Annotated in this window: 13 protein-coding genes; 11 read left to right on the top strand and 2 right to left on the bottom strand. The window is 53.7% G+C overall.

The window, feature by feature from the left end; translation table 11 throughout:
- Window positions 1-126 precede the first annotated feature (126 nt).
- Window positions 127-1,371: a pitrilysin family protein gene (locus Q0X57_RS01125; protein WP_297726444.1), complete on the top strand. Its 1,245-nt coding sequence runs from the start codon at window positions 127-129 to the stop codon at window positions 1,369-1,371.
- A gap of 147 nt (window positions 1,372-1,518) precedes the next feature.
- Here the strand turns inward: Q0X57_RS01125 and Q0X57_RS01120 are convergent, their stop codons facing one another.
- Window positions 1,519-2,574: a YeiH family protein gene (locus tag Q0X57_RS01120; RefSeq protein WP_297726442.1), complete on the bottom strand. Its 1,056-nt coding sequence runs from the start codon at window positions 2,572-2,574 to the stop codon at window positions 1,519-1,521.
- 33 nt (window positions 2,575-2,607) lie between these two features.
- Window positions 2,608-3,261: a LysE family transporter gene (locus Q0X57_RS01115; RefSeq protein WP_297726439.1), complete on the bottom strand. Its 654-nt coding sequence runs from the start codon at window positions 3,259-3,261 to the stop codon at window positions 2,608-2,610.
- Between the two features lie 223 nt (window positions 3,262-3,484).
- On the opposite strand from Q0X57_RS01115, the gene Q0X57_RS01110 reads away from it, so the two are divergent.
- From Q0X57_RS01110 to Q0X57_RS01065, 10 genes are all read left to right on the top strand, one after another.
- A complete protein-coding gene (locus Q0X57_RS01110) occupies window positions 3,485-6,757 on the top strand; it encodes a DUF2723 domain-containing protein (RefSeq protein ID WP_297726436.1) in 3,273 nt (1,090 codons plus the stop codon).
- Between the two features lie 29 nt (window positions 6,758-6,786).
- The gene (gpmA, locus tag Q0X57_RS01105) at window positions 6,787-7,533 is read left to right on the top strand and encodes a 2,3-diphosphoglycerate-dependent phosphoglycerate mutase (protein ID WP_297726433.1); all 747 of its coding nucleotides are present in this window, start codon (window positions 6,787-6,789) and stop codon (window positions 7,531-7,533) included.
- 39 nt (window positions 7,534-7,572) lie between these two features.
- Window positions 7,573-8,943: a dihydrolipoyl dehydrogenase gene (gene lpdA / locus Q0X57_RS01100; protein ID WP_297726430.1), complete on the top strand. Its 1,371-nt coding sequence runs from the start codon at window positions 7,573-7,575 to the stop codon at window positions 8,941-8,943.
- Window positions 8,944-8,949: 6 nt separating this feature from the next.
- Window positions 8,950-9,912: a ketopantoate reductase family protein gene (locus Q0X57_RS01095; RefSeq protein WP_297726427.1), complete on the top strand. Its 963-nt coding sequence runs from the start codon at window positions 8,950-8,952 to the stop codon at window positions 9,910-9,912.
- An 84-nt stretch (window positions 9,913-9,996) separates the two neighbouring features.
- Window positions 9,997-11,334 carry a hypothetical protein gene (locus tag Q0X57_RS01090; RefSeq protein ID WP_297726424.1) on the top strand — a complete coding sequence of 446 codons (1,338 nt, stop codon included), beginning with the start codon at window positions 9,997-9,999 and terminating at the stop codon, window positions 11,332-11,334.
- A gap of 66 nt (window positions 11,335-11,400) precedes the next feature.
- On the top strand, window positions 11,401-11,853 hold the full coding sequence (locus tag Q0X57_RS01085) for a hypothetical protein (RefSeq protein WP_297726421.1): 453 nt from the start codon (window positions 11,401-11,403) through the stop codon (window positions 11,851-11,853).
- A gap of 842 nt (window positions 11,854-12,695) precedes the next feature.
- Window positions 12,696-13,607: a hypothetical protein gene (locus Q0X57_RS01080; RefSeq protein ID WP_297726418.1), complete on the top strand. Its 912-nt coding sequence runs from the start codon at window positions 12,696-12,698 to the stop codon at window positions 13,605-13,607.
- A 13-nt stretch (window positions 13,608-13,620) separates the two neighbouring features.
- Window positions 13,621-14,526 (top strand): hypothetical protein, encoded by a 906-nt coding sequence (locus tag Q0X57_RS01075; RefSeq protein WP_297726416.1) that lies wholly within the window; start codon window positions 13,621-13,623, stop codon window positions 14,524-14,526.
- Between the two features lie 122 nt (window positions 14,527-14,648).
- Complete coding sequence (locus tag Q0X57_RS01070; protein ID WP_297726412.1) at window positions 14,649-15,647, top strand: GSCFA domain-containing protein; 999 nt, start codon at window positions 14,649-14,651, stop codon at window positions 15,645-15,647.
- A partial coding sequence (locus Q0X57_RS01065; RefSeq protein ID WP_297726409.1) for a Mur ligase family protein occupies window positions 15,644-16,359 on the top strand: 716 nt, incomplete at its 3' end. The genes Q0X57_RS01070 and Q0X57_RS01065, both read left to right, overlap by 4 nt.

The raw sequence follows: 16,359 nt of genomic DNA, 5'->3' as shown, positions 1-16,359 counted from the left end.
ATCAAGTCGTATAGACACTGATACGTATGTATCACAACATCAAGGGAGACCCAGATCGCATGACTTCGTGTGGTTTGGGTTCTTTCTTTGAGCCTGCTAGTCTATGAGACAGCCACTCTCCCCATTATGACATCTCCACAACTACAATACTACACCACTGCTCAGGGGCTGCGTATCGTCTACTACCCTATCCCCAGTCAGGTCACCTATATAGGCTATATGGTACAGACGGGGTCGGCTCAAGACCCGCAGCCTTACCATGGACTGGCTCACTGTACGGAGCATATGCTCTTTAAGGGAACGCATAGACGACACGCCCTGCACTTGGTGAACCGTGTTGAGGCGGTGGGTGCCGACCTCAATGCTTTTACTACCAAGGAGGATACGACTCTGCACATAACCATTCCCTCACGCTACGCACTCAGAGCCGTTCATCTGCTCACGGACATAGTCCTCAACAGCTACATACCAGCCGAGGAACTGAGCAAGGAGCAAGAGGTGATCATTGAGGAGATAGCCAGCTATCTAGACGCACCGAGCGAACGAATATACGATGAGTTTGAGGAGCTACTCTTTAGTGGCACCCCGCTAGCTCATAACATACTAGGCTCAGAGCAGTCAGTCAGACGCATCTCCTCGTCTGTGGTACGACGCTTTATGGATCAGTACTACCGCCCCGACAATATGGTGCTGGGTATCTGGGGCGAGGTAGACTTTGCCAAGGCAGTGGAGATGATCGAACATCTCTACAGCGAGCCACGAGTAGCTGCGGGAGATCCATTTAAGGTGCCAAAGGTCAAGCCCGCGACCACGCCCGAGCGACTCATTGCCAAGACCCACCACTACAGCACTAACCAGTGCCACTGCATTATCGGGACACACGCTCCGAGACTGCACGACCGTGAGCGCTACGCTATGACGCTCTTCAACAACTTCGTCGGTGGTCCCGCCATCTCCTCACAGTTGAATCTCCATTTGCGTGAAGAGCTGGGACTGGTCTACAGTGTTGAGGCTAGTTACACCCCCTACCTGAGCGATGGCGTCTGGAGCGTTTACCTAGGCACGGGAAGTGACACGCTACAGCAAGCTGTGGAGGCGGTACATCGTATACTGGATCGCTATGTCGCCACACCTATGAGTGCAGAACAGCTAGCCATCAGCAAGCAGCAGATCGTGGGGCAGCTACTTCTCGCCAATGACCAGCACGACAGCGAGCTCATCACGATGCTCAAGAGCTACCTTTACTTCGGCAGAGTCAGTAGCGTCACCGAGGTCGCAGAGCGCATACAAGCGATTACGCCAAAGGAAGTCACCGAGACAGTCAGTCGCTACCTAACGAGAGCACAGCGGCATACACTCATCTATAAGTAGCTTGTACTCCGCCACTGCTCTTGAGGAGCAACCTTTCTCCCTATATAACTCTAACATCTAAGCTTGAGTCCCCATTTCCTCCATAGCTCTTCACGGCAGCTACTGATTTGTTAGGTCTAAGCTTTGGAGTTTGACTAGAGACCCAGACTAGCCGAGGAGGCGAATCAGACAGTAGCCTCCGATAGTGAGCCAGAGGTAGAGCGCACCTGCTAGGAGGAAGGGCTTACCGCCAGCACGCTTGAAGCGAGCAAACGAAGCATCGCTACCGAGTGCTGCCATAGCCATACATAGTCCAAAGTCATCCGCCCAGCGGATCCCGCCACAGACCTGATTGTAGAGGTCGTTGATGCCCTGTTGCTCAGCGAGGTAAGCAATCAGAGTATTGACGCAGATCATAATGAGGAACCAGATGGCAAACCAAGGTATAGACACCTTGCGCTGGCCTGTGACTCCGCCACGCCCGCCACGATGTAGGACGGAGGTGAGGATGAGTAGGAAAGGTGCCAAGAGGATCACACGGATCATCTTCGTAATGGTTGCCGTAGAGGCGATTGCTTCGCCCATAGCACCGCCAGCACCTGCCACGTGCGCCACCTCGTGGAGCGTACCTCCAGTGTAGATAGCCATCTGATGGTCGGTCAGTCCGAGCCATCCAGTCGCATGGACGAGTGGGTAGAGAAACATACTGAGCGTACCAAAGAGGACCACCGTAGCGACGGCTATGACCGTCTTCTCTGAGCTAGCTCCCAGTACAGGCTCGGTGCCTAGCACAGCAGCAGCACCGCAGATAGCGCTACCCGAAGCGGTGAGGATGGCGGTGTCACGATCCATCTTGAGCCAGCGACCGATGAGCACTCCGAGGAAGATGACCGAAGAGACGATGATGAGGTCGTAGATGAAGGCCGTAGCGCCAGCCTCGTAGATGTCAGCCAGCGTAAGACGAAATGCGTAGAAGACAATCGCCAGGCGCAGGATACGCTTCGATGAGAAGGCTAGCCCTGGCACCCACGTGGAGTTGAGCTTATGTCGCAGCGTATTGGCATAGATCATGCCTATCAAGACGCTAATGATGAGTGGAGATATGCGGAGCGTCTCCTTAAAGAGAGGTAGCTGTGCCAAAGCAACAGCTACGCCTGCGAAGGCTGCCATCAGGAGGAGCCCACACCAGAAGCCCCCTGAGGGGCGTGAAATTGCTTTTGTCATATATATAATAAGGTATAGGTCTAGTCTAAGCTTTTACAGAGCCACAAACGTGTAGAACAGCGAGATGATAGCTATCATAGCAAAGATGAGCGCAAAGATGCGGTTGAAGATCCGCAGATTGCGCAGACTCACCAAGTCTCTCAGGCGGGTGGCAACGTAAGTGATAAAGAGCCACCAACCCAAAGCGCCTAGCGCGATGGAGATGAGTCCGAGAACAAACATCCCGTAGGGAGGTGCACCGAGTGGATAGACGAAGTTGAACTGGCTGAAGAGGACTACATAGACGGGTACGATGAAGAGATTGGGGATGGTCAGCAGAAAGCCACTGCCTAGGTGGGAGAGGTTGCGCTGATTGATCTGCCCGACGACACGCTGTGAGACGCCTAGCCGTGGCGTGCTGAAGTATAGGTAGCAGGCAAAGGCTAGGAAGAGCATACTTGCCACGATGCGCAGGACTATCTTGTTGTGATCTATATAGTCCAGCATAATACCCGTAAAGAGGTAGGTGACAACTGCATAGAAGAGGTCACCCAGTGTGGCTCCTATACCAGTGACCACCCCTGCACGTCGTCCCTGCTCAAGGGCTCTCCGCAAGCAGAGGATCCCCGCAGGTCCCATTGGGGCAGAGATGCAGATGCCTATGATGATTCCTCCGAATAACTGTAGTATGTACTCTGTAATAAACATCGTATATAAGAGATAGAAGAGGAGACTTGAACCGTCTACCTCTAGTGACTCCGATGCAAAGATACAAAAAGGAGAGATTAGGAGGTAGAGGGGGGGGGGCTAGTGACACTAGTGCTTCTAGTGGGGCTAGTGCTTCTAAGACCTAACTTCCAATCTCTAGCTTCCAATCTCTAACCTCTATTTTCGTATCTTTGTCCCCGTATATGATACCTTAACTATAGATATGCAACAGAACTGGCGACTGTACAATCTGCTGAACAATGTGGTGGGCTGGGTGACTTTTGTCATCGCAGCGGTGGTCTACCTGATGACCATCGGTCCCTCGGCGAGCCTGTGGGACTGCCCCGAGTTTATCTTATCGGCCTTTAAGCTGGAGGTGGGACACCCACCTGGGGCTCCCATCTATATGCTTGTGTACAATGTCGCTGCACACTTAGCCCCGACACCTGCACTGGCGGGTCTATACACCAATGCGCTGAGCGGACTGCTCAGTGCGGGGACGATCCTCCTGCTCTTTTGGAGTATTACCCATCTAGTGCGTCGTGTGGTACTGCCAGGCGCTTCGCCTTGTGCCAAGCAATTGATCCCCGAGGGGGTGACTCCTGTGCCTACCTTAGCGCAGACGATACTGATCATGGGCTCTGGACTGGTGGGAGCGTTGCTCTACACCTTTACAGATACCTTCTGGTATAGTGCTGTGGAGAGCGAGGTCTATGCCTTTAGCTCCTTCCTGACGGCGCTGGTCTTCTGGTTGATGCTCAAGTGGAGCGACCGCGCAGACAATACTCGCTCCGACCGTTGGATAGTCCTCATCGCCTATGTGATGGGTCTCAGTATCGGTGTACACCTGCTCAACTTGCTCTGCATCCCTGCGATGGCGCTTATATACTACTTCCGCAAGCATGATACGCTCTCCTTCAAGGGGATTGCTACGACTCTGATCGTATCCTTCGTCTTGATTGCAGTTATCATGTTTGGTATCATGCAGGGTGTCGTGGCCTTCGGAGGTACGATAGACCGCTGGGTGATCAATGGACTGCAGATGCCGTACAACAGTGGCTTCTACATCTATCTCGTTGTCCTTATGGTGGTGCTGGTCGGTTCGCTCACGTTCTATCAGCGAGGCGAGCGTGGTCGTAATCTGATCATCAGCTCGTTTATCCTCTCCTGGTGCTTGATCGGTATCCCATACTTCGGAGGAGCGATCTGGCTAGGCGTGATCGTGACGATGGTATTGGCGATATACCTTTTCCAAAATAGAAAGGTCTCTCTACAGCTCCTACACACGGCTCAGATGTGTATGCTGGTTATCATGATCGGCTTTAGCTCCTACGGGGTGATCCTCGTGCGCTCGCTCGCTGGCACACCGATGAATCAGAATGAACCGAACACGGCGCTTGCCATCAAGAGCTACATCAACCGTGAGCAGTATGGCGCTATACCTCATCTATACAGCGCTACCTACGTGGCACGTCCTATAGCTATGGAGGAGGGAAGCCCTGTCTATGCGCCCAAGGTAAAGAGCAATCCGAAGGAACCTGACGAGTATGTCAAGATCTACAGCCAGCCAGAGGTGAAGTATGCCGAGGGGAGCAAGATGCTCTTCCCCCGTATGTTCTCGCCACAGCCAGAGCATATCAGTGCGTACAACAGTTGGATAGACCGCAACCCTGATGATATGTCTAAGCCCTCGATGGCGGACAACTTGAAGTACCTCCTGCGCTATCAGATTAACTATATGTACTGGCGCTACTTTGGCTGGAACTTCATCGGTCGTCAGAACGACCTGCTGGGCGATGGCGGTATGCTCAAGGGGGGCGTCCTGACGGGTTACTCGTTTATTGATCAGATCGCACTGGGTAAGACCAAAGATCTACCAGATCAATTCCTTAGTAACAAGGGACGCAACGCTTACTACCTCTTGCCGCTCCTCCTCGGCTTCCTCGGTATAGCCTTTCAAGTGACGAGGCGCAAGAAGGGAATGCAAGCTTTTTGGATTACGCTGGCGCTCTTCTTTATGACGGGCTTGGCTATTATCCTGTACATCAACCAGACGCCAGGGCAGCCACGTGAGCGAGACTACGCCTATGCGGGCTCTTTCTATGCCTTTGCGATATGGATAGGCTTCGGTGTGGCAGGACTTTACGAACTGCTGAGCCGTGCTAAGCTCAAGCCTGTACTGAATGCCTCGATCGTCTCGGTACTCGGCTTGATCGTGCCGATACAGATGGCTTCGGAAAACTGGGACGACCACGATCGCTCAGGACGTGTCCTGGCAAGCGACTTCGGCTACAACTACTTGATCAGTTGCGATCCCAATGCGGTGCTACTCTGCTTCGGTGACAACGATACCTTCCCCTTGTGGTACTCCCAAGAGGTGGAGGGCGTGCGCACCGATGTCAAGGTGAGCAACCTGAGCTACCTGCAGTCGGAGTGGTACGGCAAGCACATGCTACGTCACAGCTACGAGGCTCAGCCGATACCTAATAAATATATGAGTCCAGCCTTCTTCGTCACGAACTCCTATGCACTGATACGTCCGACGAGTGCGGTGCCGATGCCTTTTGACCAAGCTATGAAGGAGGCGACCAAGATCGTGCCTCAGGGACAGGCGCTGATGCCTACGGACAAGGTGTTGCTACCTGTGGACACGATGGCTGTCGCTAAGTACTTTCCACAGCTTCAGGGCTTGCCTATGCCCGAGAGTGTGGTGCTTTCGCTGGAGGGCAAGACGGCTGTGACGAGAGATCAGCTCTTTGTCCTAGATATGCTGGGCGCAGCGAAGTGGCAGCGACCGATCATGTGGGTCTCTTCGGCTCCTCAGAATGTCTTTGCTAATCAGAGACAGTATATGTCGCAGGTGGGTATGGCGCAACGCTTTAACCCGACGACCGTGGCTGGGACGCCTTACGAGGTTGATGTGGAGCGGATGTATGACTTGGTGATGAATAAGTATCGCTACTTCAATGCCAATGACCCGAACATCTACTTTGACGAGAATATCCGACGCAATATCTCTTACTACTACCGAGCACGTGTCTTTGCGATACTAGCCCAGGCGCTCCTACGTCAAGGCGACACCGAGCGAGCTAAGAAGGTGCTGACGAAGTGTGCCGAGGTGATCTCGCCTAAGGCGGTTCCCTACGACATGACTGACATAAGTCTAGCGGATGCTTACTACCGTGCCGATATGACGAAGCAGGGCGACGAGATCGTTCGTGCACTCTACCGAGACACGGCACAGCTCCTCTACTGGGTCAGCCAGCAGAGTCCACGTCATCAGATGGCGCTCATCAATGACTCAATGACACGCTACTCGCTCGTCACGCTTATTGACTTGGTTCGCATAGATATGCTTTGGGGACGCCACCTCTTGGCAGAGTATGAGACGATGCTACAGCAAGCGTTGCCCATCTTTGGCGGATCCCTGGAGGCTGTCAAGGAGATGACCGCTCAGCAGCTCGCTCAGCAGCTCCCTGACTCAACAAATCAGTAATCATTTAGAAACTCCTTTATCACACCCTTATGAAAAGACTTGTATTAGTACGCCACGGACAGAGTGCGTGGAATAAGAGTAACCAATTCACAGGCTGGACAGACGTCGACCTCACCGAGCAAGGTGTTGAGGAGGCGCACGAGGCTGGCCGACAGCTACGCAAGGCGGGCTTTCGCTTTGGCAAGGCTTATACATCATATCTCAAGCGCGCCATCAAGACGCTAAACATTATCCTCGACGAGATGGATCTTGACTGGATTCCTGTGGAGAAGTCGTGGCGTCTCAACGAAAAGCACTACGGTATGCTCCAAGGGCTGGACAAGTCCGAGACAGCAGCCAAGTATGGCGAGGAGCAAGTGCACATCTGGCGACGCAGCTACGATGTACCGCCCGCACCGCTAGACCCAACCGATGAGCGTGCGCCTCAGCACGATCCACGCTATGCTTCGGTCAATCCTGACGAACTCCCACTCACGGAGTCGCTCAAGGAGACGGTCGAGCGCATCCTTCCTTACTGGGAGAGCAACATTCGTCCCGACCTAGAGAAGTATGGTGAGATCATCGTCACAGCTCACGGCAATAGCTTGAGAGGTATCGTCAAGCACCTCAAAGGTATCTCAGACGAAGAGATACCTTCGCTCAACCTGCCGACGGGTATCCCGTACGTCTTCGAGTTTGACGACAAGATGCAGTTGCAGCGTGACTACTTCCTCGGCGACCCCGAGCAGATAGCCAAGCTTCAGGCCGCCGTTGCCAATCAAGGCAAGAGCAAGTAGCCACGATCCCGTTCGTTTCACTAGACACTTCCAACTATTATGACATACGATCTCATCATCATCGGTGGAGGACCTGCGGGTTACACAGCTGCTGAGCGTGCTGCTCGTGGTGGACTGGATACGCTACTCATTGAGGAGCGGGCGCTCGGTGGCGTCTGCCTCAACGAAGGGTGCATCCCTACGAAGACGCTCCTTTACTCTGCTAAGGTTTGGCAGACAGTGCAGAGCGCTGCTAAGTATGGCGTCACCTGTACGCCAGAGCAGATAGACCCAGCCAAGGTTATCTCTAGAAAGAATAAAGTCGTTCGTAAGCTCGTTGCTGGCATCCGCTCACGTATGAAGGAAGCTGGCGTGACTGTGGTCACAGAGCACGCAACCGTTACGGCGCACAACAGCGATGACACCTATACCGTCACGGCAGCCACTGAGACTTATACGGCTAAGCATCTACTCCTCTGTACAGGTTCAGAGACAGTCATCCCGCCTATACCAGGAGTCGAGGAGGGGCACTACATTACCCACAGAGAGGCTTTGGACAGTAAGGAGCTTCCCGCCTCAATCGTCATCATTGGCGGTGGCGTCATCGGCATGGAGTTCGCCGCTTACTACAACGAGATGGGCGTGACCGTCTCCGTAGTTGAGATGCTTCCCGAGATTATCAATGGTATGGACAGCGAGCTAGCAGCGCTCCTTCGTGAAGAGTATGCGAAGCGTGGCATCAAGTTCTACCTCCAGCACAAGGTAACGCATCTCTATGCCGACGGTGTAGAGGTTGAGTACGAGGGTAAGACCTTTAAGGTGGAGGGCGAGCAAGTGATGCTCTCCGTGGGTCGTCGACCCGTGACCAGCTCCTTTGAAGCTTTGCTCAGCCAAGGGCTCGAGCTCGAGCGTCGAGGCGTCAAGACCGACGAATACCTCCGCACCTCGCTCCCCAATCTCTATGCAGCGGGCGATGTCAACGGACACTCGCTCCTAGCCCATACAGCTGTGCGTGAGGCTGAGGTAGCGGTCGATCACATCCTCGGTCGTAAGATCAATCCGATGAGCTACCGAGCTATCCCTGGGGTCGTTTACACGCATCCCGAGATAGCGGGCGTAGGCTTCACCGAAGATGCGCTACGAAGTGGAGACAAAGTCTATACGAAGCTAATGCTCCCGATGAGCTACTCAGGGCGCTTTGTTGCGGAAAACGAGATGGCTTCAGGCTTTTGCAAAGTACTTGTCAACCCCGAAGGCAAGATCCTCGGAGTGCATATGCTAGGCAATCCTTGTAGCGAACTGATTGTCACCGCAGGGCTAGCCATCGAGCGTGGGATGACAGCGCACGAGCTGAGCGAAATAATCTTCCCGCACCCCTCTGTGGCTGAGATTCTCAAGGAAACGTTGGAAACCTTCCCCCGTACGAACTAGTTAGCCATGAGACCTCCTCATATCGTTATCCTAGGCTTAGGAGGCGTCGGCGGATACTTCGGCGGGCTTTGGACACGCTACGCCATGGCGCATCCCGACCAGCTACGCGTCTCCTACCTGATGCGTCCAGGAGCACACTACGATCGTGTACGCAGTGAGGGCTTGCGCATCTCCTCGCCTCGTCTGGCCGAGACCGTTGTGCGACCCAGTTGCGTCACTTGTGATCCGCAGGAGCTGGAGCCGATAGACTATCTGGTCGTTGTGACCAAGAGCTATGACCTAGCCGATAGTATTCGTTCACTGCAGCCCTTCCTGACCAAAGAGAGTGCCGTCTTGCCTCTGCTCAATGGACTAGATATCCATGAGCAGCTCCGCACGATGCTTCCCGCAGAGGTCGAGCGCTGGGCGGGTGTTGCTTATGTCACTGCACGGCGCACAGAGCCTGGTGTCGTGGAGAGCCACTCCGACAACGAGCGACTCTACATAGGCTCTCTGGCACGACCCATCGGGAGTGAGCGAACGGCTAGTGAAGAGCGACTTCTCAGGATCTCCCAAGCTGCGGGCATCGATCTCGTCATCCCAGACGATCCGATGGAAGAAGTGCGCAAGAAGTTCCTCATGCTCTCCAATTCAGCTGCTGCGACAGGCTACTACGACTGCGGTGTCGAGGGCTTGCTCGGTGCGCATCGTGCCTTTGTCATCGGACTCACCGAAGAGCTCTGCCAGCTGTACCGTGCTAAGGGGTGGGGCATCAGTGATGCCGATCCCGTCACCTCAGCGCTCCGTCGCATAGAGCGTATGCCACCCGCCACGACCACCTCGATGAATAGCGACTTGCGTAATCATCATCAGAGCGAAGTCGAGAGTCTCGTCGGCTACGTGGTCCGTGAGAGCCAGCGCTTAGGCCTCTCAGCCCCACACTATGCAGAGGCTTACGCCGGCATCTTGCAGCGCATCGCTCAGCAGTAATCTACGTATCAGCGTCTCGGAGCTGTCGGTCCCCGTCCGATCACTCCGAGACGCTTCCTCTAACCTCTAATCTCTAATCCTCTCATGAAGCGTCTACTCGTCATCTTGCTTTGCCTCCTCACTTTGCCAGTCTTTATGGTTCAAGGGCAAAAGCTAGACTCGCTCGCGCAAGCCTTTCGTGCGAAGCCCTCTGTAGCTACCGCCACGCAGCTCGTAGAGCAGGCTACAAAGCGAGGACGCAGTGACCTAGCCGTCTCAGCTTATGAGTACCTTGCTCATCAAAATGGTAAGTACCTGCCCGCTCTCTGGGAGTGCTACCTCCGAGAGTTGCAACTAGACGCACTGTCCGCTTCACTAGAGAAGCAGAGCAAAGCGCACAAGGCTCAGCATGCCACCGATCTCTACGCTGAGCGACTGTATACGTTGCGACGTCTTATGGGAAACGTCCTTTGGCTAGAAGTGGCTGACACCGTCACCGTCGCACGAGAGCAATTGGTCAGTTACCTCAATGGACAGGGCGTCAAAGTCTTCTCCTGTGACAGCCTAGGTCTCGGCTTCCTCACCGAGCGAAGCGATCGCTATATCAGACCGCTCCGAGAGCGTCCCGGTGCCCCCGTGCGTCTCGTCTATGGCAATCTTCTAGCCAATCATCCGATACCAACGACGCTTCAGTCAGACGCTAGCATCATCACCGCTATCCCAGACAGTCTCGAGGCTCCCTCTTATCCTACGCTAGCTCCCGACGGTATCACGCTCTACTTCTCAGCTATTAGCAAGCAGGGGCTTGGCGGGCGAGATCTTTATATGACCCGCCAGACCGCTTCGGGGGCTTACCTACAGCCTGTCCCGCTAGGTTTGCCGTACAATAGCTCGGGCAACGACCTGCTCCTCGCCTTCAACGCTGAGCGCCATCTCGGCTACCTCGTCTCCGACCGCTATGCCCCTCGTGGCATGGTCACCGTCTACCGCTTTGTTTACAATGATGGCGAGGTGACCGAGGTACCGTCCAACGATCCCGCCCTCCTGCGTCAGTATGCTATGCTGCGCCCCTACCATATCACGCAGCGCTCAGACGTAGACTACGCTGCTTTGCTGGGTAAGCATACCTCTGCACAGCCTGCCCACAGCAGCGCTTCTCAGGGTAACTTTGTCGTGGCACCAAATGTGATCTACACTAGCCGAGAGCAGTTTCACTCCACCGAGGCTGCGACGCTCTACGATCAGTATCTGAGTCAGCAGAAGCAGCTCACCGAGCAGGAGCAGACACTGGCTCACCTCCGCACCGCCTACCACCAGCATAGTGGTAGCGATGCCGACCTGACCGAGATGATCCTACAGCTCGAGCGTGAGCTCCCCGCAGCCCGCAAAGCATTGCGTGCACTAGCCCAGGAGATACGTCAGCTCGAGCGCCCGCATCTCTAAGAGCGCCCTATATTTTGGGAAAGCACTATCTTAGCAAGCGTTAAACCAATAAACGCCCTAATAACAATGAGAAAAGAACAATTGATCCGCATCTGCCTAGCCATACTGCTAGCCAGTACCACTCTGATGCTCAGCTCCTGCAAAAAGGATAAGGAAGAGAATAAGCTTACGAAAAAAGACCCCAAGGAGGCACTCGTCAATACCCGATGGAAGACCGATATGAATATCCCAGGGCTTGATATTGATGAGAAAGATCGTAAAACTTCGGGCGAGCTTTACTTCACTAGTCCGACGTATGGCGAGTTCACGATGGCTGCTGAAGGCGTGCAGTACTCCCTCCCTATGTATTACAGCTATGATGCTACGCAAAAGGCTTATCCAGCTACGATAACGCTAGGAGGGCGTGTCAAGCAGTTTATTATGAAGGTCAACTGGGATACTAATATCCTACTCCTCTACGATCAGAAAGATGGAGCCGTCTCTCCGAAGCCTGTGATGGGCTTTAGGCTTGTCAAGTAGTCAAGCTATCAGGCACGATATATTTGTAGAGACATAGTCCTACGACAAAGTACAGGGGGTAGAGACCTAAACAGTTTCTGCCCCTTCTTTTATCGCTCTGTGAGTCGGAGTGCGGTAGCGATTAGGGCGAAACGTGTAGCGCAATGTAGGGACGCACGGTAGTGTTTAGTGGGATGGCGTCCGTTGTGTCAAAGCAAGACGAGTAACGGCTGTAGGGACGCACGATCTGTGCGTCCGTCCTCGTTAAAGCCACGATGCTGTAACCTTTGATACAACGGACGCACAGATCGTGCGTCCCTACACAGGGTTATACGTCTCGCTTTGACACAACGGACGCCATCCCACTAAACACTTCCGTGCGTCCCTACACAGGGTTACTCGTCTCGCTTTGACACAATGGACGCCATCCCACTAAACACTTCCGTGCGTCCCTACACAGGGTTATACGTCTCGCTTTGACACAACGGATGCGCTCTCGCTAGATGCTGTCCATGCATCCCCCCAGCCGTTACACGTCTCCCGAGGAAATCGGAAATCTTCAGGGTGTAAACGAACTTTCCCCACGGAGACGGGAAATGAAAGTTCGGAAGAATGAAATGAAACTTCGGAAGAAGCAAATCAAAGTTCCGAAGATTTTTTTCGTTCCTCACTGGATAATCCAGGATCTCCACGGAGGAATTGATCGATTTCCTCCGACATCCGATTTTCTCCATAGAGACATTGATGGACTTATCCTGTATCAACCCTGTTCCAGTGGAGGAGGCGTTCATCGGTTAGTGATATTTTTCTAACTTTGTCAGTGCAACAAACATTGTTTTAACCGATTCATATCAAGACAACCTATGCAGTATCATTTACACGCTTCGCTACGAGGGAGCCTGCTGGCAGGCTTACTCCTCCTACTCTCTGCGAGCTGGTTAGAGGCTACTCCGCTGGAGTCTCTTGCCCCCGACACAATCATTGAGCGGGATGACTATAAGCTTATTATAGAGCCTAGTAAAGGTCAGACCGATGTAATCCTAGTCGACTATAACGAGCAGCACCGTGTGCGTCGCATGGAGACGTCCGCTCACTCGATAGATCGTGGGCTTCGTAAGGCTCTATCGGGCGTAGGTGGTGTACTCGGTATCTACGATGATAATAGCTTTCGTTGGGGCACGATACGCCTCTTTCCGAAGCTATACTTCGGCTCAACGATGATGCTGGGCGATGCTTTTGCCCATGCAGCTACCCCCTGCTTCAACCACTATATGGTGGCTCCGATAGGGTATAGGTACTACATCAAGGGGCGCTACTTCGTCGGCTTTGACTTTGCCTTTGAGGGACGTACTTACAGTCTGCGTGATGGTTATTACTTTACGACCAATAAAGAGTTTAGTGCACTGTCGCAAGACCACTACAAAGAGGGGATGGGCCTACGCCAGAGCAAGCTGGTGACACGCTACATATCGCTCCCGATCACACTGGGGATGCGCCCAATGATGAATAGTCGTATGCGTCTCGGTGTCGAGGTAATCCCACAGATCAAGTACAAGGAGTATGTGATGCACAAGCAGTATGGCGATCGGCACAAGGAGCGCACCACGACGGAGGCGACACCGCCACTGTCGATGACCTATGGCGCTTTTATAGACTTTAGGCCTATCGGTATCTATGTACACTATACACCTCAGCCACTACTCCTCGTCAGAGACGCTATGAGCGGATACAATAATGAGGGACTCCTCACGGCTGGACTAAGTATCACCTTCTAATCGCATCGCCACTATGTACTCAAGAGTTTATACATTACCCTTATTTGCATTAGTCACCTTACTCCTTACTACACTAAGCGCCACGGGGCAGACGGTGACCTCGTGTGATACGATCCAGCTTGCTGACCGCACGGTCTATGTGATGCGAGGTGAGAAAGATAGTCAGATAGAGGTGGAGCATCGGCTCCCCAAAGGTCAGAAGCAAGAGGTGCCACTCTATATAGATAGGGTATGGACGAGAGGTGGTCGTCAGACGGCTTGGAATCGCTCCCGCATTAGCACCGTTCACAAGCAGGATGGCCAGCCTATCATCTATAAGACCCTGATGGGAGATGTCTCCTATCACTTTGTCTGCTCCTTCGGTTGGAACCTCTTTACAGCTCCAGCATGGAGTGGCAAGCAGCGCTTCTGGGGCTCTACTCGTGGAGAACTTGGAGTCTATGGAATCCTCCAGATCGGGCGTAGTCCGTGGGCTTTCAACGTGGGGACTTCGCTCGTGGGTAGTAGCTTTGCCTTTGACAAGAAGTACGCTATGCAGCGTGACGATGAGGGGCAGACGATCCTAAAGCAGGAGCCTAAGGATGTAGGCTATGCGCAGACGCAGCTAGACCTCCTCTCCATAGAAATGCCGATAGGGCTGTCGCTCTCATGGGGCGAGACGAATGCATGGAGCTCGCTATCGATCGTTCCGAAGTTCGTATGCCTGCAAAAGTCCCGCACACGCTCGCTCGATGAGCGGGTCAATACGCTTGTGGACGATGATCTCAATGTACGTCCCTTCGGACTGGATCTGCGTGGCGAGATAGGGTATGGCTTCTTCGGACTCTTCGGACGGTTTAGTCTGCTCAGTACCATGCCGTCAGCGCAGGCTGAGGTGAGCACGAGAGACTACTCGGTGGGCGTGGTGGCGCGCTTCTAGAGGAGAGCTCGCTAATCCACTATCAGATACGATATTCCCTTTGAATTGTGGGTAGTGCTCAGACGAGTGCTACCCGCTTTTTTGTACCTTTGTGGTGGCTCTGCGCCTTGATACTTCACTAGATGCTCACCTCTCGACCCATACAGTGGTTCACACCGATTCAGATAGCTCCTCTGCCCACCTCTATAGCGGGGCACTATGGGGATCGTATCCTGACGCTTGGATCTTGCTTTAGTGAGCATATAGGCAAGCATATGCGGGACCTCGGATATGACGTACTGGTCAATCCTTACGGTACGCTCTACAATCCGATCAGCATCTGCGATACGCTGGAGGATCTGCTCCTCGATGAGCAAAACCAGCCCGACTACACTCCTTATATTATAGAGCGCGACGGACTCTACTATAGTCTGCGCCACCACAGCGCTATCTATGGCGAGAGCCAAGAGGAGCTACGTGAGGCGACTGCTCAGCTATGGCATACGGCTCGTAGCCGACTAGCGGAGGCGGACTGGCTCTGGATCACACTCGGCACGACGCAGGTCTACTACCTTGCGGAGGGAGGGCATGCCGTGGCAAACTGCCAGCAACTTCCCGCGCATCTCTTCGACAGACGGGACCTTCCCCTGGATCTTCTGCAAGAGCGTATGCTAGCGACGCTTTCTCAGCTCCTTAAGCATCATTCGCTGCAGATAGTCCTGACGGTTAGTCCAGTGCGCTATCTGCAGGACGGCTTGGCGGAGAGCAACTTGTCAAAGAGCAAGCTGCGTATCCTCTGCGACACACTCTGTCGTGAGCTACCCGCTTGTCACTACTTTCCTGCGTATGAGATCCTGCATGATGAGTTGCGGGACTACCGCTTTTACGCCAGTGACTTGACCCACCCGTCTGATGAAGCGATCGCCTACATAGCCGATCACTTCGTTGCATACTGGGCAAGCCAAGAGGAGCGTGAGGTGGAGATGCGCCAGGCGGCCCAGCGTCTGCGCAAGCTGGCACTGCATCGGCCTAAGACACCGCACGGAGCCGAGCGACTACAGACTCAGATCGCTGAGCGCATAGCACACTGCCGTGAGCGCTATGGAGAGAAGCTCTGCATAGCCTCCGTAGTAGAACCATGATGACCCCTATTTACAACACGATAATGTCTACACTGCAAAACATTCTTGAGTATCTTCGTCCTATCCAAACGCATCTCGTCGACGAGCGTCCGATACGACATATCTTGACCGATAGTCGTAAGCTCACTTCGCCGAGCGACAGCCTCTTCTTCGCAATGCGTACCGCCTCTGGCGATGGGCATAAATATATTCCCCAGCTTTACGAGCATGGGGTGCGGGCTTTCTTCATTTGCGAGCCGATCGAGCCCTACGTGGAGCGCTATCCTGATGCCAATATTGTACAGGTGCAGGAGACGCTCCGTGCACTCCAGCAGATAGCTAGCCACTGGCGTATGCGCTACAACTACCCAGTCATCGGCATCACGGGAAGTAACGGTAAGACGGTCGTCAAGGAGTTTCTCTACCACCTCCTCTCTGGTTGCTATCGCATCGTGCGCTCGCCAAAGAGCTACAACTCGCAGCTCGGAGTACCGCTCTCGATACTGAATATGGAGGAGGAGCATACGCTCGCTATCTTTGAGGCGGGGATCTCAATGCCGATGGAGATGCTACGTCTCCAGCGCATCATACGGCCGACGCTCGGTATCTTGACCAACATTGGGGCGGCGCATCAAGAGAACTTCGTTTCGCTCAATCAGAAGATCGAGGAGAAGCTGCAACTCTTTGTTGATGCCGACCACTTTGTCTATGATGCCGACAGCGATGAGATACA

Origin of the sequence: uncultured Porphyromonas sp. (assembly GCF_947254915.1) — a bacterium.
Classification (GTDB): domain Bacteria; phylum Bacteroidota; class Bacteroidia; order Bacteroidales; family Porphyromonadaceae; genus Porphyromonas.
The sequence above is the reverse complement of the archived record's forward strand: the minus strand, read 5'-3'. Positions and strand labels throughout refer to the sequence as shown.